Annotated in this window: 28 protein-coding genes and 1 tRNA gene; 19 read left to right on the top strand and 10 right to left on the bottom strand. The window is 64.5% G+C overall.

Annotation, left to right across the window (positions count from 1 at the left end; translation table 11 throughout):
• Positions 1–7 precede the first annotated feature (7 nt).
• From FHR22_RS08465 to FHR22_RS08455, 3 genes are all read right to left on the bottom strand, one after another.
• Positions 8–1072 carry a DUF11 domain-containing protein gene (locus FHR22_RS08465; protein ID WP_166941119.1) on the bottom strand — a complete coding sequence of 355 codons (1065 nt, stop codon included), beginning with the start codon at positions 1070–1072 and terminating at the stop codon, positions 8–10.
• Between the two features lie 74 nt (positions 1073–1146).
• Positions 1147–1611, bottom strand: a complete 465-nt coding sequence (locus FHR22_RS08460; protein WP_243853618.1) for a hypothetical protein — start codon at positions 1609–1611, stop codon at positions 1147–1149.
• Between the two features lie 11 nt (positions 1612–1622).
• Positions 1623–2627, bottom strand: coding sequence for a DUF11 domain-containing protein (locus tag FHR22_RS08455; RefSeq protein ID WP_166941115.1), 1005 nt, complete (start codon positions 2625–2627; stop codon positions 1623–1625).
• Between the two features lie 233 nt (positions 2628–2860).
• On the opposite strand from FHR22_RS08455, the gene FHR22_RS08450 reads away from it, so the two are divergent.
• Both FHR22_RS08450 and FHR22_RS08445 read left to right on the top strand, forming a co-directional pair.
• A complete protein-coding gene (locus FHR22_RS08450) occupies positions 2861–4027 on the top strand; it encodes an AI-2E family transporter (protein ID WP_341786582.1) in 1167 nt (388 codons plus the stop codon).
• 43 nt (positions 4028–4070) lie between these two features.
• A tRNA-Asp gene (locus FHR22_RS08445) sits at positions 4071–4147 on the top strand.
• 94 nt (positions 4148–4241) lie between these two features.
• Here the strand turns inward: FHR22_RS08445 and FHR22_RS08440 are convergent.
• The 4 genes from FHR22_RS08440 to FHR22_RS08425 all read right to left on the bottom strand — a co-directional run bounded on the left by FHR22_RS08440 (position 4242) and on the right by FHR22_RS08425 (position 6116).
• On the bottom strand, positions 4242–4487 hold the full coding sequence (locus FHR22_RS08440; protein WP_341786581.1) for a DUF2842 domain-containing protein: 246 nt from the start codon (positions 4485–4487) through the stop codon (positions 4242–4244).
• On the bottom strand, positions 4484–5077 hold the full coding sequence (locus FHR22_RS08435; protein WP_166941113.1) for a 5-formyltetrahydrofolate cyclo-ligase: 594 nt from the start codon (positions 5075–5077) through the stop codon (positions 4484–4486). The genes FHR22_RS08440 and FHR22_RS08435 overlap by 4 nt, the downstream gene beginning before the upstream one ends.
• Positions 5078–5473: 396 nt before the next feature.
• Entirely contained in the window at positions 5474–5917 is a 444-nt protein-coding gene (locus tag FHR22_RS08430; RefSeq protein WP_166941111.1) for a cell division protein ZapA, read from the bottom strand.
• The gene (locus FHR22_RS08425) at positions 5910–6116 is read right to left on the bottom strand and encodes a hypothetical protein (protein ID WP_166941109.1); all 207 of its coding nucleotides are present in this window, start codon (positions 6114–6116) and stop codon (positions 5910–5912) included. Before FHR22_RS08425 ends, FHR22_RS08430 begins: the two co-directional genes overlap by 8 nt.
• Before the next feature lie 156 nt (positions 6117–6272).
• Here FHR22_RS08425 and tkt point away from each other — a divergent pair, with 156 nt between their 5' ends.
• The 5 genes from tkt (at position 6273) to FHR22_RS08400 (ending at position 12174) form a co-directional block, all read left to right on the top strand.
• On the top strand, positions 6273–8240 hold the full coding sequence (gene tkt, locus FHR22_RS08420; RefSeq protein ID WP_166941107.1) for a transketolase: 1968 nt from the start codon (positions 6273–6275) through the stop codon (positions 8238–8240).
• A 38-nt stretch (positions 8241–8278) separates the two neighbouring features.
• Positions 8279–9286 carry a type I glyceraldehyde-3-phosphate dehydrogenase gene (gene gap, locus FHR22_RS08415; RefSeq protein ID WP_166941105.1) on the top strand — a complete coding sequence of 336 codons (1008 nt, stop codon included), beginning with the start codon at positions 8279–8281 and terminating at the stop codon, positions 9284–9286.
• A gap of 50 nt (positions 9287–9336) precedes the next feature.
• Positions 9337–10533: a phosphoglycerate kinase gene (locus FHR22_RS08410; RefSeq protein ID WP_166941103.1), complete on the top strand. Its 1197-nt coding sequence runs from the start codon at positions 9337–9339 to the stop codon at positions 10531–10533.
• 76 nt (positions 10534–10609) lie between these two features.
• A complete protein-coding gene (locus FHR22_RS08405; RefSeq protein ID WP_166941101.1) occupies positions 10610–11500 on the top strand; it encodes a fructose bisphosphate aldolase in 891 nt (296 codons plus the stop codon).
• A 17-nt stretch (positions 11501–11517) separates the two neighbouring features.
• Positions 11518–12174: an O-methyltransferase gene (locus tag FHR22_RS08400; protein ID WP_166941099.1), complete on the top strand. Its 657-nt coding sequence runs from the start codon at positions 11518–11520 to the stop codon at positions 12172–12174.
• Here FHR22_RS08400 and FHR22_RS08395 read toward each other — a convergent pair.
• Positions 12171–12572, bottom strand: a complete 402-nt coding sequence (locus tag FHR22_RS08395) for a hypothetical protein (protein ID WP_243853617.1) — start codon at positions 12570–12572, stop codon at positions 12171–12173. The two genes, FHR22_RS08400 and FHR22_RS08395, sit on opposite strands and share 4 nt — an antisense overlap.
• Positions 12573–12607: 35 nt before the next feature.
• Here FHR22_RS08395 and thiE point away from each other — a divergent pair, with 35 nt between their 5' ends.
• The 3 genes from thiE to FHR22_RS08380 all read left to right on the top strand — a co-directional run bounded on the left by thiE (position 12608) and on the right by FHR22_RS08380 (position 15029).
• Positions 12608–13243, top strand: a complete 636-nt coding sequence (gene thiE / locus FHR22_RS08390) for a thiamine phosphate synthase (protein WP_166941097.1) — start codon at positions 12608–12610, stop codon at positions 13241–13243.
• A 185-nt stretch (positions 13244–13428) separates the two neighbouring features.
• Positions 13429–14415, top strand: a complete 987-nt coding sequence (locus tag FHR22_RS08385; RefSeq protein ID WP_243853616.1) for a L,D-transpeptidase family protein — start codon at positions 13429–13431, stop codon at positions 14413–14415.
• Entirely contained in the window at positions 14415–15029 is a 615-nt protein-coding gene (locus tag FHR22_RS08380) for a M23 family metallopeptidase (protein ID WP_166941094.1), read from the top strand. The genes FHR22_RS08385 and FHR22_RS08380 overlap by 1 nt, the downstream gene beginning before the upstream one ends.
• Positions 15030–15242: 213 nt before the next feature.
• Here FHR22_RS08380 and FHR22_RS08375 read toward each other — a convergent pair whose 3' ends face one another.
• Entirely contained in the window at positions 15243–15395 is a 153-nt protein-coding gene (locus FHR22_RS08375) for a hypothetical protein (RefSeq protein WP_166941092.1), read from the bottom strand.
• Between the two features lie 125 nt (positions 15396–15520).
• On the opposite strand from FHR22_RS08375, the gene FHR22_RS08370 reads away from it, so the two are divergent.
• The 3 genes from FHR22_RS08370 to FHR22_RS08360 all read left to right on the top strand — a co-directional run bounded on the left by FHR22_RS08370 (position 15521) and on the right by FHR22_RS08360 (position 19103).
• Entirely contained in the window at positions 15521–17491 is a 1971-nt protein-coding gene (locus FHR22_RS08370) for an OPT family oligopeptide transporter (protein ID WP_166941090.1), read from the top strand.
• Positions 17492–17599: 108 nt separating this feature from the next.
• Complete coding sequence (gene efp, locus FHR22_RS08365; RefSeq protein WP_166941088.1) at positions 17600–18163, top strand: elongation factor P; 564 nt, start codon at positions 17600–17602, stop codon at positions 18161–18163.
• A 121-nt stretch (positions 18164–18284) separates the two neighbouring features.
• A complete protein-coding gene (locus tag FHR22_RS08360; protein WP_166941086.1) occupies positions 18285–19103 on the top strand; it encodes an inositol monophosphatase family protein in 819 nt (272 codons plus the stop codon).
• A 94-nt stretch (positions 19104–19197) separates the two neighbouring features.
• Here FHR22_RS08360 and FHR22_RS08355 read toward each other — a convergent pair whose 3' ends face one another.
• Positions 19198–19680 (bottom strand): YbjN domain-containing protein, encoded by a 483-nt coding sequence (locus FHR22_RS08355; RefSeq protein ID WP_166941084.1) that lies wholly within the window; start codon positions 19678–19680, stop codon positions 19198–19200.
• 219 nt (positions 19681–19899) lie between these two features.
• On the opposite strand from FHR22_RS08355, the gene FHR22_RS08350 reads away from it, so the two are divergent.
• The 6 genes from FHR22_RS08350 to FHR22_RS08325 are packed head-to-tail and all read left to right on the top strand — an operon-like array spanning position 19900 to position 23853.
• Positions 19900–20274, top strand: coding sequence for an NADH-quinone oxidoreductase subunit A (locus FHR22_RS08350; RefSeq protein ID WP_166941082.1), 375 nt, complete (start codon positions 19900–19902; stop codon positions 20272–20274).
• A complete protein-coding gene (locus tag FHR22_RS08345; protein WP_166941080.1) occupies positions 20271–20825 on the top strand; it encodes a NuoB/complex I 20 kDa subunit family protein in 555 nt (184 codons plus the stop codon). Before FHR22_RS08350 ends, FHR22_RS08345 begins: the two co-directional genes overlap by 4 nt.
• Positions 20825–21727 carry an NADH-quinone oxidoreductase subunit C gene (locus FHR22_RS08340; protein ID WP_166941078.1) on the top strand — a complete coding sequence of 301 codons (903 nt, stop codon included), beginning with the start codon at positions 20825–20827 and terminating at the stop codon, positions 21725–21727. Before FHR22_RS08345 ends, FHR22_RS08340 begins: the two co-directional genes overlap by 1 nt.
• Positions 21724–22980 (top strand): NADH-quinone oxidoreductase subunit D, encoded by a 1257-nt coding sequence (locus FHR22_RS08335; protein ID WP_166941076.1) that lies wholly within the window; start codon positions 21724–21726, stop codon positions 22978–22980. The genes FHR22_RS08340 and FHR22_RS08335 overlap by 4 nt, the downstream gene beginning before the upstream one ends.
• On the top strand, positions 22977–23192 hold the full coding sequence (locus FHR22_RS08330) for a hypothetical protein (RefSeq protein ID WP_166941074.1): 216 nt from the start codon (positions 22977–22979) through the stop codon (positions 23190–23192). Before FHR22_RS08335 ends, FHR22_RS08330 begins: the two co-directional genes overlap by 4 nt.
• Complete coding sequence (locus FHR22_RS08325) at positions 23185–23853, top strand: complex I 24 kDa subunit family protein (RefSeq protein ID WP_166941072.1); 669 nt, start codon at positions 23185–23187, stop codon at positions 23851–23853. The genes FHR22_RS08330 and FHR22_RS08325 overlap by 8 nt, the downstream gene beginning before the upstream one ends.
• Positions 23854–23863 lie beyond the last annotated feature (10 nt).

Here is a 23863-nt window from a genome sequence, read left to right as displayed (position 1 = left end):
TTTCCGATCAGTTGACCGTAGCCTGGAAGACGAGCGTCAGCGTCTGCCCCGGGTTGATGGTCGGGAGCGTTCCCGACACCACCGGCGCCGCATAGCTGCCCCCCGCCGTCCCGTTGAAATCGCACGTCGTGCCGGTGACGGTGCCGTTGAGCTTGATCGTGCTCGGGACGAACGTCAGCTGGGTCGGCACGCTATCGGTAATCGCGACCGATGTGGCGGCGACGCCGCCGGTCGCGTTGGCGACGGCGATGCAATATTCGATCACCGCCCCCGGAATCATCTTCGGATTGCTCGTACCGTTCACCAGGTCGGAAACGACGCGGCTGCTTTTCGTCACCGTCAGCGTCGCCGTCTTGACGGTATAATCGTCGTCGTCGCTGTGTGAACCGTCGCGCGCGGCGTCGGTGACGCCTGCCGCGTCGGCGAATACCGTGTCCTTGCCGGCGGTATTGGCGCCAGCCGTCTGGGTGACAAGCGCACCCGGCGATCCCGCCGTGCCGCCCTCGGCGGCGGTGGCGGTCAGGCGGACCCCGGCGACGGCATTGGTGCCAAGGCCTGCGGGAATGTCCGCGACGACGAACAGGCGGATCGAGGCATCGATCCCCACTTCATCGGCATAGGCGACGAGCGTATCGCTGGCGTCATACGTCCCGACGCCCGCGCCTGCCGGATTGTCCCGATAAATCCGGACATTGGTGACGTCAAACGAGTCGGTGCCGCCATGCGCGGCCGCGATGCCGCTGATCTGCGACGCCGTCAGCGCGAAGTCGAGTATTTCGTTCGTCTTGTTGGTCAGGCGAAAGGTCGTGACCGCATTGGTCTGGCCCGGCGACACTTCGGTCGTCGTCGTGCCGTCCTCTTCGACCAGCAGTTCGACCCTGCGGTCGACCATGATCGTGTTCGATGCGTTCTGCGAACCCTGTGCGATGCCGCCGACCTGATAGTTGACGGTGGCAGTATTGATGATTTGGGTACCCGCGGTCGTTCCCGCCGCGGCGAAGGCCGGGGCGGCAGCGACGCATGAAAACGCCGCCAGACCGATGGTGCCCATATAAGTCAGCTTGCTGGTCATAGCTGAGCTCCTAGGCTTTGGTTGGTCGCCATTTCCCCACCGCTGGCGACCGTTAAGCGGTTTGCCTTACGCGTCTATTTGACGACCCCCCGGAACATGAGCTTGCCGCTTGCGCCGGCGGGAATGGGTTTCTGGAACGCCCAGCGGATGTGCGTGACATCGGCGGGCTGCGCCGCGCGGCGGGTGCCGTCGGCTTGCTGGACGGTCAGTTCACCAAGCCGGCCCCACGCCCGGCCGCCGTCGATCGAAACGAGCGGCTGCGTATCGCCGGCATCGGCGAAGCGGACCGCCGAGGGTAGCGGATTGGTGATCACGAACTTGTCGGCGGGCTGCGCCCCGGCGTTGCGATAGTTGAGCACAAAGAGGAGCTTGTCGCCGGGAACGACGACCTTCGGTTCCTCGAGCAGCACGCGCTGTTTGCCGGCGGCATCGGTCATGACGCGTTCGATGAACACGCTGTTGTCGAGCGCCACCTGGTTGGCGGCGAGCGCCTGCCCGGGCATCAGCGCGGCGAGAATCAGGAAAAGAGCGGTACGCATGCGCATCTCCATCAGTTGATCTTGGCTTGGAACGTGACGGCGCGGGTCTGGCCGCCCGCAATGGTGCCGAGCGACACCGCGACCTTGGTCCCGTCGTAATTGCCGGCGTCGCCGTCGGTGGCGTCGGACAGCGCCGTGCTGCCGAGCTTCAGCGAACCCGGCACATAGCTGGTGTTCGCCGGGATGTTGTCGGAGATGGTCAGCCCGTTCAGCGATCCGCTGCCCGCCACCGTCGCGGTGATCGTATAGGTGATGGTCGCACCCGGAACCGGCTCGGTCCCGCTGAAGGGATCGGCGACGACGGCCGATTTGACGAGCGTCACCGTGGCGGCCGACACGACGAACGCGCCATTGTCCTGGCCGTCGGCGCCGGTGGAGCCGACCACCGCATCGCCGCCGCCTTCACCCTTGCCGGCGAAGCTCCGTCCCGGCGCGCCGGTTCCGGTCTCGGCTGCCGCGACAAGGCTGACGATGCCGCGATTGCCGTCGCTCACCGTGCCGGGCGTCGTCGCGATAACGAAGACGGTGATGCTCTGGTCGGGATTCAGGGCCGGATTGTTGGAACCGGGCGTGTAGAGCGTGTCGGTGCCGGCGTCGAAGACACCGTCGCCATTGTCGAGATAGATTTGGGTGACCGTCGGATCATATTGGTCGCCGCCGCCATTGGCGATCGTGCTGAGCACGAAGGCCTCCTGGCCGTTGCCGTTGTTCGTCACCGAAAAGGTCAGAACCTGGCTGGTCGCGCCGGGCGTGGTCGGTACGTCGGCGGGGTTGCTCGAATCGACCGTGACGTCGAGCAGCTCGTCGACGAGCAGGTCGACCTTGTTCGAATCGATCGTCTGCGTTCCGCCGCCGGCATCGAAGCTGGCACTCGCGGTGTTGCTGATCGTCGAGCCGGCGCGCGTGCCGGCGGCATGCGCCTGCATCGGCAGCGCGAGGGCGGCGAGCAGGGCGATGGCTGAAGAGGAGGTTATGCGAAGCTGATGCTGCACGCCCCCCACAGGCGCTTTCATCATGACAATATTGACTCCAAATGGCTGGTCCGGAGCCTGTCATGACGGCGAAAGGGTAATTTCTGGTTAAATTGGCAGTAGGAATCAGTGTTCTGGCTCAAATGAGGACAGAAAGCGATTGGAAGGCCGCCCTCGGGAGTTGCTGGCGCGCAAGGCGAAGGTCGCGTAAGACGGCGCGGTCAAAAATATGGGAGCGACGGGGCGTGGCCGAGGAGAGGGGGAAGCGGGACGCCAAAGTGCCGCGCAACAATCCCCTGCACCAGATCGAAATCGACGATTTCCGCCGCGATCGGCTGCTCGCGGCGCTGGCGCTGATATTGGGCGCCAGTTTTTGCCTCGGGCTTCCCTTCGCGCTGCAGGCCGGCGCCGAGTTTTTCCTGCCGCTGACCGCCGCGATCGTGATTGCGATTGCGCTGGTGCCGCTGCTCGAATGGCTCGAGCGGCGCGGCGTGCCGTCGGCGCTGGCGTCGTTCCTGTCGCTGTCGGCGTTCCTGATGCTCGTCAACGCGGCGCTGGCGATCATCGTCCTGCCCGCGACCGGCTGGTTCGCACGGCTTCCCGAATCGATTCCGCGCATCCAGAGCAACCTCGCGCCGCTGATCGATTTTTACTCGACGCTGCAGAAATTCGTCGACCGGACGCTGACCTCGGTCGCGACGGGGACCGAGGCGACGGCGCAGGCGGTGGCCGATACCGCGCCGACCTCGGTCGTCGACTATTTCATCTCGTCGGCGCCGTCGGCGGCGATCCAGCTTTTCTTCGCGGTGCTCGTGATCTTCTTCTTCCTCGCGGGCTGGACGCGGCTGCGGCGCGGCACGATTCGGCGGCGCGGCAGTTTCGACGGCGCGATGCAGACCGCGCGCGTGATCCAGAATGTCGTCGATGCGACCGCCGACTATCTCGCGACGATCACGATGATCAACGCCATCCTGGGCCTCGTCGTCTCATTGCTGCTCTGGGCGCTGGGGATGCCGTCGCCTTTCATGTGGGGCGGAATCGTCTCCATCTGCAATTTCGTGCCCTATCTCGGGCCGATCGTTGCCGCGGTGCTGCTGGCGCTTGGCGGTTTGATGACGTTCGATGCGGTGGGGCTGGCGCTGCTGCCCGCGACGATCTTCATCGGCGTCCACCTCGTCGAGGCGAATCTCATCACGCCGTTGGTGCTCGGCCGGCGGCTGACGGTCAATCCGCTGCTGATTCTGGTGTCGCTGAGCTTCTGGGGCTGGGTGTGGGGCACGCCCGGCGCGTTGCTTGCGGTGCCGCTGCTGCTGATCCTGCAGACGATCCTCGCGTCGACGGGAACCCCCGATCTGGCGGGTTTCCTTTTCGAACATGGCACCCTCACCACCACCGACGAGGTGCGTGATCGATTAAATCGCACGAAGGAAGAAAGCGACGGTTGACAGGGTGGAGCGCGGCGCATATTGGCGCGGCTCCCAAGCACACGCGGGTGTAGCTCAGTTGGTTAGAGTGCCGGCCTGTCACGCCGGAGGTCGCGGGTTCGAGCCCCGTCACTCGCGCCATTTCCCCTCTTTTTGGAGGAAATGGCCACCGCATGCTTGGGACATTCCAATACGGAAATTTGTGGATCGGCGCGGCTTAGGGTCCTGACCCTAATCAGCCGCGCCACCGCCCCAGTTCCATCCAGCGCAGCAGGGGCTTGAGCGGCATGATCCAGATCACCCCGGTGACCAGATAGAAGACCGCCTGGACCAGCACCGGCCAGGTGCCGACCCACGGCGACAGGCTGACGATGATCACCGCCCAGACCGCGATCAGCAACAGGATCAGGAACATGCCGGCGGGCTTGCGCCAGCTCGGCTGATGCTGGTCCTGAGCGGGGGTCTGGCGATCCTGGTTCACAAACGCTCTCCACAGATGATGAATTCTTGTTCGGTCAGCACGGCGTCGAGACCGATGTCGGTCGATTCGCGCGGAATCGCATCGACTTCCTGTACTGACCAGGCAACGCCGATCCGCGGTATCGCGGGGTGCACGGCGAAATAGCGGTCATAATGGCCGCCGCCCTGGCCAAGGCGGCCGCCCCGGCGGTCGAAGCCGACGAGCGGGCAGAAAATGAGGCCGGGAACGACCGGAAGGGTGGCTTCGGCGGGCTGCTGCGTACCCCAAGGGCCTTTCACCAGCGGCTGGCCCGGCCGCCAGCGGCGAAAATCCATCGTCTCGATGCGGGCGGCGTGATGCGGCAGGGCGAGCGCTCCGGCTTCGCCGAGCCCGGCGAACATCGGCAGGATGTCGGGTTCGTCACCCCATGCGGCATAAACGCCGACCACGGCGTGATCGGCAATCCGCGTCGCAAGCGGCGCGGGCAGGGCGCGGAACGCCGCGAGCTGCGCCATGCCGTCGAGGTTCGCGGCGAAATGGCGCCGCCGAAAGCGGAGTTTTTCGCGCAATTTCTGCTTCTGAAGGGTCAGGTCGGCGGACAAGTGGGTCAACGCCTCCCCCTGAGACTTGGATCTGGCTTGGGCAATCTGGAACGCGATCGGTTGGCGGGACCGCCGAGGTCGTTTGCTGGAAACTCCTCTGACGCCAGTAACGTCAGGTGGGGACCATGTACGTCGGACCAGGGTCCGGGCAGGGACAGCCCCCTAGGATGATGTATCGCCTCAGGGATTTTCGCAAAAGCTCGTGCCGGGCAGTACCCGCCGTCCCCTATGTAGGGGCGCGGACGCGGCGGCTCAAGGGGTTTGGCGGCCGCTAAGAAAGCGTCGCTCCCGCGAAGGCGGGGGCGCTGTCGGTTTACGCAGCGATGCGGGACAAAACCTCCAGCGGCCCCCGCCTTCGCGGGGGCGACGAATATGGGAATAGCGCCTCCGCAAACAGCGGGTTTCTCAAGGAATTTGCTCGACCTTCGCCGCCAGCGCCTCGATGCGATCGGCGATCTGGATCAGCGCGCGGTCGTTCACGGGTGTCGCCGCCGGGGCGGCCGGCGCGGCCTGCCGTGCGGTTTCGAGTTCCTTGCGCGCGGTCTTTTCGCGTTCGAGCGCCTCGCGTAATTCCTCGCGCACCGCCGCTTCGCGGCTTTCGGCGAGGGCGACGGCGGCACGCAGCGAATCGGACTGGGGTTCGGCCTTTTCGACCTTGGCACGGGCTTCCTGCGTTTCGTCGGCAAGCATCAGCGCCGCGAACAGCAGTTGACGGACCTCGGTTCCGCCCTGAATTTCACGGGCCTTTTCATCGACGATCGTCGCCAGCTGAAGCAGCTGCGCTTCCTGCCCGTCGGCGCAATGCACGTCATAGGGGCGCCCCGCGATGGTCAGCTTCACATCAGCCATGCTTTGCCTCCGCAATCAGCCGGTCGAGTTCACCGATCACCGCCGCAACCTCGGCTTTCAGGCCGCCCTGATCGGTCGCGGCGGCCAGCAAGGGGGCGGGGGGGCGGTTCGCCCGTTCGGCCAGCGCCTTTTCGATACGGCTCAATGCGCGCTCGATACGGCCGATGGCCAGGCTGGATTCGTCGAGATCGAGTTCCATATCCAAGGGGTAGCAGCGCGACTTCGGGCGCGCAATCGCCTCTCCGCGCCGAAATGCGCGCAATTTTGTGCTGCAGGCGGTTGACTCCTGCCCCCACCCCCGCAAAGGGCTGTCCCACCGAATCCGGCCATCCCATAATCCATCCCCGGGGGACCAATGACACTGCCCGAACGCCAGCTCGCCAACGCCATCCGGGCGCTTGCGATGGACGCCGTACAGGCCGCGAACAGCGGCCATCCGGGAATGCCCATGGGCATGGCCGACGTCGCGACGGTGCTGTATTCCGATTATCTGAAGTTCGATCCCCGCGATCCGAGATGGGCCGATCGCGACCGTTTTGTCCTGTCTGCAGGCCATGGCTCGATGCTCGCCTATGCGACGCTGCACCTTGCCGGCTATGCGCGCCCGACGATCGATGACATTCGCAATTTCCGTCAGTTGCACAGCCCGTGCGCGGGGCACCCCGAGAATTTCGAGCTCGCGGGTGTCGAAACGACGACCGGACCGCTGGGGCAAGGCGTCGCGACCTCGGTCGGCATGGCGATCGCCGAGCGGCATCTGAATGCGCTGTACGGCGATGATCTCGTCGATCATCGTACCTGGGTGATCGCGGGCGACGGCTGTCTGATGGAAGGCATCAATCACGAAGCGATCGGGCTTGCCGGCCATCTTGGCCTCGGCCGCCTGATTGTGCTGTGGGACGACAACAAGATCACCATCGACGGGTCGACCGATTTGTCGACGAGCGAGGATGTGAAGGCGCGCTATGCCGCGACCGGCTGGCACGTCGAAAGCTGCGACGGGCATGATCCCGCCGATATCCGCCGCGCGATCGATGCCGCGCTGGCCGACGACCGTCCGTCGCTGATCGCTTGCCGGACGATCATCGGCTTCGGTGCGCCGAACAAGCAGGGGACTTCTGCGACCCACGGATCGCCGCTCGGTGCCGACGAAATCGCTGCGGCGCGCACGGAACTGGGCTGGACCGCCGAACCGTTCGCCATTCCCGCCGATATCGCATCGGCATGGGCGGCGTTCGGCGAAAAGGGCAAGAAGCTTCATGCGGAGTGGAATGATCGCCTCGCAAATAGCGATAAAAAGGCTGAATTTTCTGATCGACTGAGCGGCAAGGTCGTTCTGGGCGACGCCTTCAAGGCCTATCTCGATGGCCTCGTCACCGAACCGCCGAAGGTCGCGACGCGCAAGGCGTCGGAAAATACGCTCGGCGCGTTGACCGCCGACATCGCGTCGCTGATCGGCGGCAGCGCCGACTTGACCGGTTCGAACAACACCAAAACGTCATCGACCAAGCCGCTGACGAAGAATGATTATTCAGGCCGCTATATCTATTATGGCATCCGCGAATTCGGCATGGCGGCGGCGATGAACGGCATGGCGTTGCACGGCGGCGTGGTGCCCTATGGCGGCACCTTCCTGGTCTTTGCCGATTATTGCCGCGCCGCGATCCGCTTGTCGGCGTTGCAGCAGCAGCGCGTCGTCTATGTGATGACGCACGACAGCATCGGGCTCGGCGAGGATGGCCCGACGCACCAGCCGATCGAGCATCTCCAGTCGCTCCGCGCGATGCCGAACCTGCTTGTGCTGCGTCCCGCCGACGCCGTGGAAACCGCCGAATGCTGGGCGCTCGCGCTCGCGCAGGAAGATCGGCCGTCGCTGCTCGCGCTGACCCGTCAGAACCTCCCGCCGCTGCGTCATGACGTCACGGAAAATCTTTGCCTGAAAGGCGGTTACCGCCTTCGTGATGCCGCCGCGGCGCGCAAGGTCGTGCTGGTCGCAACGGGTTCCGAAGTGTCGCTTGCGATCGACATCGCCGACAAGCTCGAAGCCGCCGGCCATGGCGCCGACGTCGTGTCGATGGTGTCGACCGAATTGTTCGACGAACAGGACGCCGCCTACCAGGCCGATATCCTGCCTGACGACGCGCTGATCGTGTCGATCGAGGCGGGCACGACCTTCGGCTGGGAACGCTACACCGGCCGCCACGGCCTGCGTTTCGGCATCGACAGCTTCGGTGCCTCGGCGCCGATCGACGACCTCTACACGCATTTCGGCCTGACGGTCGACGCGATCACCCCCAAGATCCTGGCAAAGCTCGGCAGTTAAGGACCGGCTCGCCCCACGCAGAAAAGGAATTTTTCGACATGGCAGTGAAGGTTGCAATCAACGGTTTCGGACGCATCGGCCGCAATGTGGCGCGCGCGATTCTGGAGCGTACCGACCATGATCTCGAACTGGTGTCGATCAACGACCTGGGCGATGCCAAGGCGAATGCCCGTCTGTTCCGCAATGACTCGGTGCACGGCGCATTCAACGGCACCGTCGACGTCGACGGCAATGACCTGATCGTCAACGGCAAGCGCATCCAGGTGACCGCCGAGCGTGACCCTGCCAATCTGCCGCATGCCGCCAATGGCATCGACATCGTGATGGAATGCACCGGCTTCTTCACCAACAAGGCTGGCGGCCAGAAGCATCTCGATGCCGGCGCCAAGCGCGTGCTGATTTCGGCCCCTGCCAAGGAAGTCGACCTGACCGTCGTTTACGGCGTCAACGACGACAAGATCACCGCCGATCACCTGATCATCTCGAACGCGTCGTGCACCACCAACTGTCTCGCGCCCTTTGCCAAGGTGCTGCATGAAGCGATCGGCATCGAGCGCGGCCTGATGACCACGATCCATGCCTATACCAACGACCAGAAGATCCTCGACCAGATCCACGACGATCCGCGCCGTGCCCGCGCCGCCGCGATGTCGATGATCCCGACCTCGACCGGTGCCGCGGTCGCCGTCGGCCTGGTGCTGCCCGAACTGAAGGGCAAGCTCGACGGGTCGTCGATCCGCGTCCCGACCCCGAATGTTTCGGTGGTCGACCTGACCTTCACCGCCTCGCGCGACACCAGCAAGGACGAAGTCAACGCGGTGCTGAAGGCCGCGGCCGAAGGTCCGCTGAAGGGCGTGCTCGGCTATACCGACGAGCCGCTGGTTTCGATCGACTTCAACCATAATGCCGACAGCTCGACCATCGACAGCCTCGAAACCGCGGTGATCGACGGCAAGCTGGTGCGCGTGCTCAGCTGGTACGACAATGAATGGGGCTTCTCGAACCGCATGATCGACACCGCGGGTGTGATCGCGAAGCTGATTTAATCCGCATGTGCCCCTGCCGGCAGGGGCACGTTTCGGAAACGGAGTAGAAAATGACCGCGTTCAAAACCCTCGACGATATCGGCGACGTCACCGGCAAGCGCGTGCTTGTCCGCGTCGACCTGAATGTCCCGATGTTCGAGGGCGCGGTCAGCGACAAGACGCGGATCGAGGCAGCGATGCCGACGATCCGCGAACTGTCGGACAAGGGCGCGATCGTCCTGTTGCTCGCCCATTTCGGCCGCCCGAAGGGCGCGAAGAACCCGACGCAATCCTTGAGCCTCGTCATGGGCGGGCTCGAGGATGTGCTCGGCCATTCGGTGATGTTCATTCCCGAATGCATCGGCGAAGGCGCCAAGGCCGGCGTCGCGGTGCTGGCCGCCGGCGATGTCGCGGTGCTCGAAAACACGCGCTTCTATCCCGGCGAGGAACAGAATGACCCCGGCTTCGCCGACGCTTTGGCGGAAATCGGCGATCTCTATGTCAACGACGCCTTTTCGGCCGCGCACCGCGCCCATGGTTCGACCGAGGGTGTCGCGCGCCGGCTGCCATCTTATGCCGGGCGTGCGATGGAAGCTGAATTGAAGGCGCTCGACGCCGCGCTCGGCAACCCCGTCCATCCGGTGGCCGCGGTGGTCGGCGGCGCCAAGGTGTCGAGCAAGATCGATGTGCTGCGCAATCTCGTCGGCCAGGTCGATCATCTGATCATCGGCGGCGGCATGGCGAACACCTTCCTTGCCGCGCGCGGGGTCAATGTCGGCAAGTCGCTGTGCGAGCATGATCTGGTCGATACGGCGAACGCGATCTTCGATGCCGCCGATGCCGCAAATTGCACGATCCACCTGCCGTATGATGTCGTCGTGGCAAAGGAATTTGCGCCCAATCCGCCGACGCGCACCGTCAACGTCCACGAAGTCGCCGCCGACGAGATGATCCTCGACGTCGGTCCCGCCGCGGTCGAAGCGCTCGCCGATGTGCTCAAAAACTGCCGCACTTTGGTGTGGAACGGCCCGCTCGGCGCGTTCGAGACGCCGCCGTTCGACACCGCGACCGTCGCGCTGGCCAAGACGGCGGCGGCGCTGACCCGCGAAGGCTCGCTGATTTCGGTCGCGGGCGGCGGCGATACCGTCGCGGCGCTCAACCATGCCGGTGTCGGCGGCGATTTCACTTTCGTTTCGACCGCGGGCGGCGCCTTCCTCGAATGGATGGAAGGCAAGCCGCTGCCGGGGGTCGACGCCCTCAAAGCCTGATTTTCGCCGCATTGCATCCGGCCCGCCGGATCGCTATGCGCGCCGCCACATACGTATGCAAACCATCGGAGACGTTATGACCACCGCCAATGCCGAGATGCTGAACCAGATCAAATCGGGACAGGGCTTTATCGCCGCACTCGACCAGAGCGGCGGTTCGACGCCCAAGGCCCTCAAGGGCTATGGCATCGAAGAAGACGCCTTCTCGAACGACGAGGAAATGTTCGGCCTGATCCACGCGATGCGCAGCCGCATCGTGACCGCACCCTGTTTCAATGGCGAAAAGGTGATCGGCGCGATCCTGTTCGAGCGCACGATGGACGGCGATGCCGGCGGCAAGCCGGTCCCCGCGCTGCTCTGGGAACGCGGCGTGGTGCCGTTCCTGAAGGTCGACAAGGGGCTGGAAGCCGAAGAAAATGGCGTGCAGCTGATGAAGCCGAATGCCGACCTTGACGCCCTGTGCGAACGGGCGGTCGGCAAGGGCGTGTTCGGCACCAAGATGCGCAGCGTCGTCAATCTCGCCAACCCGGCGGGCGTCAAGGCGATCGTCGAACAGCAGTTCGCCGAAGCCAAGCGCATTGCGGCGCACGGCCTGATGCCGATCATCGAACCCGAAGTGAACATCAAGAGCGCCGAGCGCGCCGCGGCGGACCGTCTGCTGCTCGATGAAACGCTGGCGGCGCTCGACGCCTGGACCGGCGCGCCGGTCATGCTGAAGCTGTCGCTGCCGACCGAGGCCGGTTTGTTCCAGCCGCTGGTCGATCATCCCAAGGTGCTGCGCGTCGTCGCGCTGTCGGGCGGCTTCGCGCGCCCCGAAGCCTGCGCCGAACTGGCGAAGAACCCGGGCATCATCGCAAGCTTCAGCCGCGCGCTGCTCGAGGACCTGCGCCACCAGATGAGTGACGAGGAATTCAACAACTCGCTTGGCCGGGCGATTACCGAGATTCACGCGGCCTCCGTGGCCTAGGTGACAGGACGCCCGAAATGAGCGGGGGGTGGCAAGCCGTCGACGATTATATCGCCGCGAAATTGCTCGGCGACGATGACGTACTTGCCGCCACCCTCGTGAATAACGCCGCGCGCGGCCTGCCGCCGATCGATGTCTCCGCGGCGCAGGGCAAGATGCTTTGCCTGCTCGCGCAAATGGCGGGCGCGAAACGGATCCTCGAAGTCGGCACGCTCGGCGGCTATTCGACGATCTGGCTCGCCCGTGCCTTGCCGGAGGGCGGATCGCTCGTGACGCTCGAACTCGAAGCGCATCACGCCGCCGTCGCGCGCCTCAATCTGGAAAATGCGGGACTGGCCGACAAGGTCGAAATCCGCACCGGCCCGGCGGCGGACAGCCTCGCGGCGATGGCCTATGGTGTGCCCTTCGACTTCGTTTTCATCGACGCCGACAAGCAGAGCAACAGCCTTTATGTCGCCGAAGCGATCCGGCTCGGGTGCCCGGGAACGACGATCATCGTCGACAATGTCGTGCGTGAGGGCGGGGTAATCGAGGCCGGTAGCGACGATGAACGGATCATCGGCACGCGGGCGCTGTTCGACATGCTCGCCGCCGACCCGCGCCTCGCCGCGACCGCGGTGCAGACCGTCGGCGCGAAGGGATGGGACGGGTTCGTATTGGCGCGGGTGATTTAGAGGCCGCCGGCAAAGCGGAACGAGAAGCGATAATCTTCGGGTTTGAGTGTGACGTCGGTGCGCTTGTCGGGGCGGACCGATTCGAGGGTGATGCTGCCGTCGGCAAGCGGCGTCGCTTCGCCCAGCGTTACTTCGAAAGGCTGCTTCTCGCCGGTCGGGCGCCACCAGAGCATCTTCACCTTGACCCGGCCTGCCCAGACGCAGCGCGCGTTCATCGGGCAGCGGCTGTCCTCGGTCACTTCGACCGGCTGGATGATGGGGCCGTCGGCATAGGCGCGCTGGCCCAGCGCGACATTGCCGGCGTCCGGGAGCGGCGTCTGCTGGCCGGTGGCCGCGCAGGCCGACAGGGCGAGCGTGGCGATCAGGGCGGCGGCGGCGAGGCGGAGCATGTTCTGCATTTGCCGGTTGCTAGCCGCGTCGCTATGAACCCGCCATGACCCAAACGACCCGCACGCCGTGCCAGCTCTATCTCATCTCGCCGCTCGACGTCGGGGGCGATTTTCCCGCCCGGCTGGAGGAGGCGGTGACCGCCGCGCCGGTCGCGGCGTTCCAGTTCCGCGTCAAGGATATCGAGCAGCATGAGGCGGCACGGCTGGCCGAACCGTTGCAGGCAATCTGCGCCGCGCACGAGGTTGCTTTCATCGTCAACGACGATGTCGCGCTCGCCAAACGGCTGGGTGCCGACGGTATCCACCTGGGTCAGGACGATGGCGACCCGCGCGAAGCACGCCGCATCCTGGGTCCCGACGCGCAGATCGGCGTCACCTGCCATGGCAGCCGCCACCTCGCGATGGAAGCGGGCGACGCGGGCGCCGACTATGTCGCCTTCGGCGCTTTCTTCCCGACGACGACGAAGACCGTCGAGCATAGGGCCGACCCCGAAATCCTCATATGGTGGCAGGGCATGTTCGAACTGCCCTGCGTCGCGATCGGCGGCATTACCCCCGATAATGCCGCCGGGCTGGTCGAGGCAGGGGCGGACTTCATCGCCGTGTCCGGCGCTGTATGGAATGATCCCGAAGGACCTGCCGCGGCGGTCAAACGGTTCGAAAAACTGCTGGCCGGGTGAACCGCAGGCGCTTCCGCGCGTTGGATGACAAGGTCCAATCACGGGAATTACCGATGAAATTCATTCGCTTGCTTTGTGCCGTCGCCCTGCTTCCGCTGGCCGCTTGCGGAGGTGCTGCCGACAAGTCCGAGTCTCGGTCGAAAGCGGAGACCGCGCCGGAGAAGGCCGTGTGGACCGGCGACGGCATGACGTCACGCGATGACCATGCCGCAAAAGACGATCTGGCCCGCCCCGAAATGCAGTTGCAGGTCGTACTCGACCGCCTTGGCTTTTCGCCGGGCGTGGTCGACGGCAAGACCGGGCTGTCGACGACCAATGCGCTGAGAGGCTTTCAGGAGGCGAGGGGATTGAAACCCACCGGCGAACGGGACGCAGCGACGAAGGCGGCGCTCGGCGAGTGGGACAAAATTCCGGCAACCCGCGTCGTCACGGTTCCGGCAAGCTATGTCGAAACTTCCTTCGCGCCCCTGCCTGACAAGGCCGGCGACCAGTCGAAGCTTGCGACGATGGGATATGAATCGCTGCTCGAAAAGCTGGCCGAACGTTTCCATACGACGCCCGACGTGCTGCGCGGCCTGAACCCCGAAGCGGGCCTTGCCGCGCCCGATGCGCCCGAAACGGCGGCGGCGCCCGCGATCGCGGCGGGTACGAAGCTGCGTGTTCCCAATGTTGGGAGCGACCATATCGTCGCGGCAAATGTCGACAATGCCGACTGGCTTGCGACGCTCTCCTCGCTCGGCGTCGGGAGCGACCAGCCGAAGGCCGATCGGATCGAAGTGTCGAAGAAGGCCGGGACGATGAAAATATTCGGTGCCGATGAAAAATTGATCGCGCTGTTTACCGTCACCACCGGTTCTGCGCATGATCCGTTGCCGATCGGCAAATGGAAGGTGCGCGGGGTGGGGCGCAATCCCGATTATGCCTTTGACCCGGCCTTGTTGCGCGGCGTGGCGGCGAGCGAAGGCAAGCACCGCCTGCCGCCCGGGCCGAACAATCCGGTCGGCGTCGTCTGGATCGACCTGAACAAGGAGCATTATGGCCTGCACGGCACGCCCGAGCCGCAGAATATCGGGCGTACCGAAAGCAACGGCTGCGTCAGGTTGACCAATTGGGACGCGGCACGGCTGGCGCAGATGGTGTCGGTCGGCACGAAGGTGGACTTCGTCGCCTGATGCGCTGGCAGGCCGCCACCAAGCTGGTGCTATGGACGGCCACTGTCACCGCGATCCTGACTTCCATCTATTGGGTTACCGCCTATGACCTGTTCGCTGCTCGTCCCGCCGCCGCCGTCCCGGCAAGCGGCGCGGCGCTCGATGCGGAGCCGGTTCGCAGCAAACCGCTGGCGATCGTCATCCCCGTCGAGGGCATAGGCGCGTCGGAGTTGATCAACAGCTGGGACCAAAGCCGGGCAGAAGGCCGCTTGCACCGTGCCATCGACATCCCCGTGCCGATGGGCACCCCGGTGGTTGCCGCGATGGACGGAAAGATTGAAAAGCTGTTCGCGTCCGATCGCGGCGGACTGACCATTTACCAGCGCTCGGCCGACGGTTCGCTGATGCTCTATTACGCGCATTTGCAGGGCTATCGCCGCGGCCTTGCCGAGGGGCAACAGGTGCGGCGCGGCCAGGTGATCGCGACCGTCGGCGCGAGCGGTAACGCCGATCCCGCCGTTCCGCACCTTCATTTCCAGATTTTGCGAACCGCGCCGGATGCCGACTGGAACGCGGGCGAACCGGTCAATCCTTATCCCTTGCTGGCCGGCGCGGGTGGATTGGGCGACGACTGAAACGATAAATGTCGGCTATTGGGGTGGGGAGCGGACGCTGCTTAACGCACCTTCGTCATCCCGGACTTGATCCGGGATCCCGCTTTTTGACCGCATAATCCGTCTTTGACTTCAAGCGGGACCCCGGATCAAGTCCGGGGTGACGATAAGGGTAATGACGGCAATCAGCCGATAGCGGTCATTGGTTCCTTCCCGGAAAACCGGTACGATCGATCACCGCGGCTCTTCGCCCTTTCGAAGGCTATCGTTCGACACGTCCTGCTTGCGCCAGCCGAAAAGGCCGGCCGCGATCACGGTGCGCAGCGGTTTACGGTCGGTGCGATTCCGTCGGCGGTTGTCGCGGTCGGCAAGATGAATATGGGTCATGCCGGCGGAATCGCAGATAACTGTGCGTCGAGATTGGATCGATACGTCAAATCGGCCTCGCTTCGTCGCCTTTTCGCTTGCGTCGCGCGCGGCGCCCCGCAAGACAGCGGTCGGGGAGAATCTCGATGACCGAAGCCACCAGACCCGCCACGGGACCGATCGCCGTGATGCGCGAGCTGACGTTGCGCGCCATATTGCTCGGCGGCGTTCTGACGCTGATGTTTACCGCGGCGAATGTCTATCTCGGGCTGAAGGTCGGGCTGACCTTTGCCACCTCGATTCCGGCGGCGGTGATCTCGATGGCGCTCTTGCGCCTGATGTCGGGCGGCACGATCCTCGAGAATAATATCGTCCAGACGATCGCCAGCGCGGCGGGAACGCTCGCGGCGATCATCTTCGTGCTGCCGGGGCTGGTGATGGTCGGTTACTGGCAGGGTTTCCCGATGGTCACGACCACCGCGATCACGATGCTGGGCGGCATATTGGGCGTCCTTTTTTCGGTGCCGCTGCGCCGCGCGCTCGTTGTCGATTCGGACCTTCCCTATCCCGAAGGACGCGCTGCCGCCGAAGTGCTGCAGGTTGGCGCCGGAAGCGCCGAGGGCGCCGCCGAGAATCGCGCCGGGCTGTCGGCCTTGCTGTGGAATTCGATCGTCGCGGCGGGCTTTACCCTGCTCACGCAGATGAAGCTGGCGGGCGCTGAAGTCGCGCGCTGGTTCACCGTTGGCGCCGGTGCGACCGGAGTTGCGGGCGGGCTCGCCTTCGCGCTGTTCGGCGTCGGGCATCTCGTCGGCCTGTCGGTCGGCATGGCGCAGCTCGTCGGCCTCGTCACCGGATGGTGGGTGTTGCTGCCGATCCTGACGCAGGGCGGCGCAGGCGATGCCGAGACGCTGGCGAACACGGTGTTCCGTTCCGATGTGCGATTCTTCGGCGCGGGGGTGATTGCGATCGCCGCAATCTGGACGCTGATGAAGATCGCTGGGCCGGTGCTCGGCGGCATCCGCTCGGCGATGGCGGCGAGTCGCGCCCGGCAGGGCGGGCAGGCGCTGGCGATCGAGGAACAGGATATGCCGATCGCCTGGGTGTTCGGCGGGTCGCTGCTCCTCATGCTGCCGATCGGCTGGCTGTTGTGGTCGGTGCTCGCGGGCGGTCCGCTTGCCGGGTCATCGATGACGCTGATCGCCGGCGCGATCCTGTTCATCATCGTCATCGGGCTGATGATCGCATCGGTTACCGGCTATATGGCCGGCCTGATCGGCGCATCGAATTCGCCGGTGTCGGGGATCGGCATCCTCGCGATCATCGCGGCGTCGCTTTTGCTCCTCGGCCTGCTCGGCCGCGCGGGCGGCGACGAGGAAATCAAGGCGATGGTCGCCTATGCGTTGATCGTCACCGGATTGGTGTTCGGTATCGCGACGATTTCGAACGACAATCTCCAGGATCTGAAAACCGGGCAACTCGTCGGGGCGACGCCATGGAAGCAGCAGGTCGCGCTGATCATCGGTGTGATCTTCGGCTCGCTTGTCGTGCCGCCGGTGCTCAACGTCCTCAACGAGACATTGGGCTTCGTCGGCACGCCGGGGGCGGGGCCGAACGCGCTCGCGGCACCGCAGGCGGGGCTGATCTCATCGCTCGCGCAGGGCGTGCTCGGCGGCGATCTCAACTGGACGATGCTCGGCTATGGGGCGCTCGCGGGCGTCGGCTTCATCATCATCGACGAACTGCTCGGCCGCGCGAACAAGCTGCGGCTGCCGCCGCTCGCGATCGGCATCGGTATCTATCTGCCGATGTCGGTGATCCTGCCGGTGATCATCGGCGCGGTTGGCGGCTGGTTCTACGATCGCTGGGCGGCGCGGCGCCCGAACGCGAGCTTCGCCCACCGTATGGGCGTGCTGACCGCCACGGGCATGATCGTCGGCGAGAGCCTGTTCGGCGTGCTCTATGCCGGCATCGTCGCGGGAAGCGGCAGCGATGCTCCGCTTGCCGTGGCCGGTGACGGTTATGCGCCCTATGCGCCGTGGATCGGGCTCGTCCTGTTCGTCGGGCTCGTCTGGCTCAGCTACAAGCGGACGCGGACCATGGTCACCGCGACGCCCTGACGCGGCGGCTTGCCCTTCGCGGCTTGCGCGGCTAAAGGCGCGCACCTGATACCGGTGCCCGCGTGGCGGCGGTTTGCTCTTTCCATCCTTGTTGAGTGAGTGTGCGCGATGAAAATCACTGGCGTTGAAATCCGTCCCGGCAATATTATCGAATATGAAAAGGGCATCTGGAAAGTCACCAAGATCCAGCACACCCAGCCGGGCAAGGGCGGCGCCTATATGCAGGTCGAAGCCAAGAACCTCATCGACGGACGCAAGCTCAACAATCGTTTCCGCAGCGCGGATACGGTCGAAAAAGTTCGCCTCGACACCAAGGATTTCCAGTTCCTCTATGCCGAGGGTGACGATCTGGTGTTCATGGACAAGGACAGTTTCGAACAGATCAACATCTCGAAGGATGTCGTCGGCGACGCGCATGAATTCCTGCAGGACGGCATGGATGTCGTGCTCGAGCTTTGGGAAGAGCGTCCGATCTCGGTCGAACTGCCCGAAACGATCGAAGCGACGATTGTCGAAGCCGATGCGGTGGTGAAGGGCCAGACGGCCTCGTCGTCGTACAAGCCCGCGATCCTCGACAATGGGGTGCGCGTGATGGTGCCGCCGCACATCACCAGCGGGACCAGGATCGTCGTGCATGTGTACGATCGCGAATATGTCCGCCGCGCGGACTGATTAAGCTCCCCTCCCGCTTGCGGGAGGGGCTAGGCGAGGGCCTGTCGAGGGACGGGCCTCCGCCGCGATGGAAACATTCCCTCCCCGACCCCTCCTGCAAGCGGGAGGGGGGAGATATATCATGGCCGTATCCGGCATCATCACCGTCATGGAACGCGCCGCGCGCAAGGCGGGCACCAAGCTGCGCCGCGACTTCGGCGAGATCGAACATCTGCAGGTGTCGCAAAAGGGCCCCGCGGACTTCGTGTCGAAAGCGGATCAGGCGGCCGAGCGTACGCTCTATGACGAACTGACGCACGCGCGTCCGGGCTGGGGCTTCCTGATGGAAGAGGCCGGCGAGATCGAGGGTGAGCCGGGCAAGCCGCGCTTCATTATCGATCCGCTCGACGGCACCTCGAACTTCCTCCACGCCATCCCGCAATTTGCGATCTCGATCGCAGTGCAGGAGCCGAAGCTCGGCGGCGGCTGGGGCGAGGTGACCGCGGCGCTGATCTATCAGCCGGTCACCGACGAAAGCTATTGGGCAGAACGCGGCCGCGGCGCGTGGCTGCACGATCGCCGCCTGCGCGTTGCATCGCGCCGCCATCTCAATGAATGCCTGGTCGCAACCGGCATTCCCTTCATGGGCCATGGCAATATGGCGCAGTGGGGCCGTATTTTCAGCGCTATCGCGCCCGAAGTCGCCGGCATCCGCCGCTTCGGCGCCGCCAGCCTTGACCTCGCCTGGGTCGCTGCCGGCCGTTTCGACGGCTTCTGGGAAAGCGACCTTCACATCTGGGACGTCGCCGCCGGCATGTTGCTGGTGCGCGAGGCGGGCGGCTTCGTCAGCGATTTCCGTGGCGGCGACCGCGCCATCGAGCGCAGCGAGTTTATCGCCGGCAGCGCCGCCGTGCATTCGAAGCTGCAGAAACTGGTGGCGGGCGCTTTGCGCAACGCCTGATTTTCCACGTCGTCATCCCGGCGAAGGCCGGGATCTCAACATCGCGTCATGCTGAACCGGCGAGATCCCGGCCTGCGCCGGGATGACGGGTTAATCATTTCTCGAACACATATTCGCGGAACGAGTCCATCAGTGACGCCCAGGTGTTGAGCGTTTCGCCGACATTCTCGCGCGGGATGCCCGCGAAATCGAGGTCGACATCCATTTCGAGCACCGGATCGCCTTCGTCGTCCTTATAGGCGCGGGCAAAGCGCTTGTCCTTGTTCCACTGGTTGAACCGCGTCAGCGCGATATCCTTGGCGTCGTTGAACCCCATATAATATTGCAGCGTCTTGCACCTTTTGCTGTCGGTGCAGTTCAGAAAGAGCACGAGGAACTTCAGGTCGTTGCGGCTGCTTTCGATATAGGGATCCTCGCCCGCCTTCTGGACCAATGTCGCGGGCCAGCCTTGCGACTCGAGGATCGCCTTGATGGTTGCCGGATTTTGGGCGTTGACCAGTTCGGCCTGGGCCGGGGTGGCGGATATCGCCGCGGCGGCGGCGAGGACGCACGCGGTCCGCAGAATGAATTTTGGCATGGAAACTCCCCATCTGAAGCGGGCGCTGGCAGCCCGGAAAGCCGACCCTTGCCGCGGGCGTAACACAGCGACGACGCCTGCCGCCACCCGCGCGCGCAATTTTGAGCAATATCATGCGAATTTAGCGCCCGCAGCGCTTGCGAGGCGCGGCTTGCTGGCCTAAAGCGCCCGCAAGAACGGCACCATAAGAGTGCCACAAACACAGGACTGCGCGCCCCCATGGTCGACCTGACGCAATATTTACCGATTCTGATCTTTCTGGCCATCGCGGTCGGATTGTCGTCGGCGTTCGTTTTCCTGCCGATGGGTGTCGCCCGGCTGACCGGCGCACACAAGCCCGACCCGGCAAAGCTCACCGAATATGAATGCGGCTTTCCCGCGTTCGAGGATGCGCGCAGCCAGTTCGACGTGCGCTTCTATCTCGTCGCCATCCTGTTCATCATCTTCGATCTCGAAGCGGCGTTCCTCTTTCCCTGGGCGGTGAGCCTCAAGGAAATCGGCTGGGCTGGCTGGGCCACGATGATGATTTTCCTCGCCGAATTGACGCTCGGCCTTGTGTATGCGTGGAAGAAAGGGGCGTTGGACTGGGAATGAGCAGCTCGATCATCCTGCCGCCCGGCCAGATGCCGGTTGCGCCGGGGACCAACCCCGACATGTCCTATTTCGACGACCTCAACAGCGAAGTCGGCGACAAGGGCTTTCTCGTCACCTCGACCGAGGATCTGTTCAACTGGGCGCGGACCGGGTCGCTCTGGTGGATGACCTTTGGACTCGCCTGCTGTGCGGTCGAGATGATCCACGTCAACATGCCGCGCTATGACATGGAACGCTTCGGCGCCGCGCCGCGCGCCAGCCCGCGCCAGTCGGACGTGATGATCGTCGCGGGGACGCTGTGCAACAAGATGGCGCCCGCCTTGCGCCGCGTCTACGACCAGATGTCGAACCCGAAATACGTCATCTCGATGGGCAGCTGTGCCAATGGCGGCGGCTACTATCATTATAGCTATTCGGTGGTGCGCGGCTGCGATCGCATCGTACCGGTCGACATCTATGTTCCCGGATGCCCGCCGACTGCCGAGGCGCTGCTCTACGGCGTGATGCAGTTGCAGCGAAAGATCCGCCGCACCGGGACGATCGAACGCTGATGGCCCATCCTGCACCTCTCGTTGCGCCGCAGCCCGCGCTCGCGGCCGCGCTGCAGACGCTGCTCGGCACCGACCTCGTCGCGCATGTCTTCACCGTCGATGAAGACAGCATCACGGTGACGCGCGAAGCCGTCGCCGGGGTGATGGTCGAACTGCGCGACAAGCTGGAATATCAGCAGCTGATGGAGATCGCGGGGGTCGACTATCCCGACCGACCTGAGCGGTTCGAGGTCGTCTATCACCTGCTCAGCGTCACGAAGAACCATCGCCTGCGCGTCCGCGTGTCGACCGACGAAGCGACACCGGTGCCGACGATCGTGCCGGTGTGGCCGAACGCGGGCTGGCTCGAGCGCGAAGTGTTCGACATGTACGGCGTGCTGTTCAGCGGCAACCCGGACCTGCGCCGTATCCTGACCGACTATGGTTTTCAGGGACATCCGCAGCGCAAGGATTTCCCGCTGACCGGCTATACCGAGCTTCGCTATAGCGAAGAGGACAAGCGCGTCGTCTATGAGCCGGTGAAGCTGGCGCAGGATTTCCGCAACTTCGACTTCATGTCGCCGTGGGAAGGCGCCGACTATGTGCTGCCGGGCGATGAAAAGGCCGGCGGTACGGGCGAAGCGTCGGGCAAGGGCGCGCCGTCGCCGCTGACCGCAGCACAGGTGAAGGCCGCCGACGACAAGGCGAAGGCCCCGCCGCCACCGACCCCCAAGACGACCGAAAAGCCGACCGAGACCGGGGCAGGGGCAAAAACCAACATCAAGGCCGCGAAGACGAGCCGTGACGGTGCCAAGGCAAAACCCGCGACCAAGGCCGCGAAAACGCCCGCTACCGCCGAGGCCGAAAAGGTGCCGCCAAAGCCGCGCACGCCGCGTAAGCCCAAAACAGGAGGTGACGCATGACCGACTCTCCTCACGTCAATCACTATGGCGGCGACCTGTTCGAAGGCTATCCGGTCGACACCGCCGATACGGCGGGCGACCAGGCAGTCACCAACTACACGATCAACTTCGGCCCGCAGCATCCCGCGGCGCACGGCGTGTTGCGTCTGGTGCTCGAGCTCGACGGCGAAATCATCGAGCGCGTCGATCCCCACGTCGGGCTGCTTCACCGCGGCACCGAGAAGCTGATCGAATATAAGACCTATTTGCAGGCTTTGCCCTATTTCGACCGGCTCGACTATTGCTCGCCGCTCGGCATGGAGCACAGCTATGTGCTCGCGATCGAGAAGCTGCTCGACCTCGAAGTGCCGGCGCGCGCGCAATATCTGCGCACCTTGTTCGCCGAGCTGACGCGCATCTGCAACCACATGCTCAACATCGGGTCGCACGTCATGGACGTTGGCGCGATGACGCCGAACCTGTGGGTGTTCGAGCTGCGCGAGGATTGCCTCAACTTCTTCGAGCGCGCCTCGGGTGCGCGCATGCACAGCGCCTATTTCCGTCCCGGCGGGGTCCATCAGGATGTGCCCGAACGGTTGCTCTACGACATCGGCGAATGGTGCGAAAAGCGCCTGCCGAAGCTGTTCGGCGACGCGATGAGCCTCGTCATCGACAACCGCATCTTCAAGCAGCGCAACGTCGATATCGCGACGGTGAGCAAGGAAGACGCACTGGCCTGGGGCTTCTCGGGCCCGATGATCCGCGGCAGCGGTATCGCATGGGATCTGCGCAAGTCGCAGCCCTATGATGCCTATGCGGCGATGGAGTTCGACATTCCCGTCGGCACGCGCGGCGACTGTTACGACCGCTTCATGGTGCGCGTCGAGGAAGTCTATCAGTCGGCGAAGATCATCAAGCAGTGCCTGCGCGACATGCCCACCGGCCCGATCGCCAGCCTCGACCGCAAGGTCGTGCCGCCGAAGCGCGGCGAGATGAAGCAGTCGATGGAATCGCTGATCCATCACTTCAAACTCTATACCGAGGGCTTCCACGTCCCCGCGGGCGAGGTTTACGTGGCGACCGAAAGCCCGAAGGGCGAATTCGGCGTCTATCTGGTCAGCGACGGCACCAACAAGCCGTACCGCTGCAAGATCCGCCCGACAGCCTTTTCGCACCTGCAGGCGATGGACATGATGTCGAAGGGCCACATGCTCGCGGATACCACCGCGATCATCGGCGCGATCGACGTCGTGTTCGGGGAGTGCGACCGGTGAAGGCGCTAGCTGCCTTTCGCATTGCGCTGGCGCTCAGTTTGTTGGGCTATTTCGCTGTATTGGCGGCTGGCGTTGGCGGTTTGATTGCGGCTGAAGGGGCTATGGCGATCGGATCCTATGCTGTTCTTGCGGTGGCAGTCGCCGCACTTGGCTGCGTTGTGACGCAGTCGGTTCTTTTCATCTCTCACAAGCGACATGTTGCCCATGGCTGACGCACCCCAAATCCCCGACGAGGCCGAAACCCGCGCGCGCTGGGGCGCTTTTGCGTGGACGGCGGAAAATGCCGAAAAGGCAAAGGCGGTCATCGCGCGCTACCCCGCGGGGCGCCAGCGCTCGGCGGTGATGCCGTTGCTCGACCTCGCGCAGCGCCAGGTCGGCGCCGAGACGCAGACGCAGGGCTGGCTGCCCGTGCCGGTGATCGAGTATGTCGCCGCAGCGCTCGATATGCCGTTCATCCGCGCCTATGAGGTCGCGACCTTCTATACCATGTACAACCTTGTCCCCGTCGGCCGCTATCATGTGCAGGTCTGCGGCACGACGCCGTGCCTGCTGCGCGGGTCGGACGATGTCATGGCGGCGTGCAAGAACCGCGGCATGGTCAAAGGCAAGACCACGCCCGACGGCCTGTTCACGCTGACCGAGGTCGAATGCATGGGCACCTGCACCAATGCGCCGATGGTCCAGATCAACGACGATAATTACGAAGATCTCGATTTCGACAGCATGTCGAGCATCCTCGATGCCCTGGCGGCGGGCAAGCAGCCCAAGACCGGCCCCCAGAATCCAAAGCGCCACACGAGCGAGCCCGAGGGCGGCCCGACGACGCTGAAGGAAATGGTGTCGTCGAACCATGATTACCGGAAGGAGTGGTGAACATGACCAG

It is taken from the genome of Sphingopyxis panaciterrae (assembly GCF_011762125.1).
GTDB lineage: Bacteria > Pseudomonadota > Alphaproteobacteria > Sphingomonadales > Sphingomonadaceae > Sphingopyxis > Sphingopyxis panaciterrae.
The sequence above is the reverse complement of the archived record's forward strand: the minus strand, read 5'-3'. Positions and strand labels throughout refer to the sequence as shown.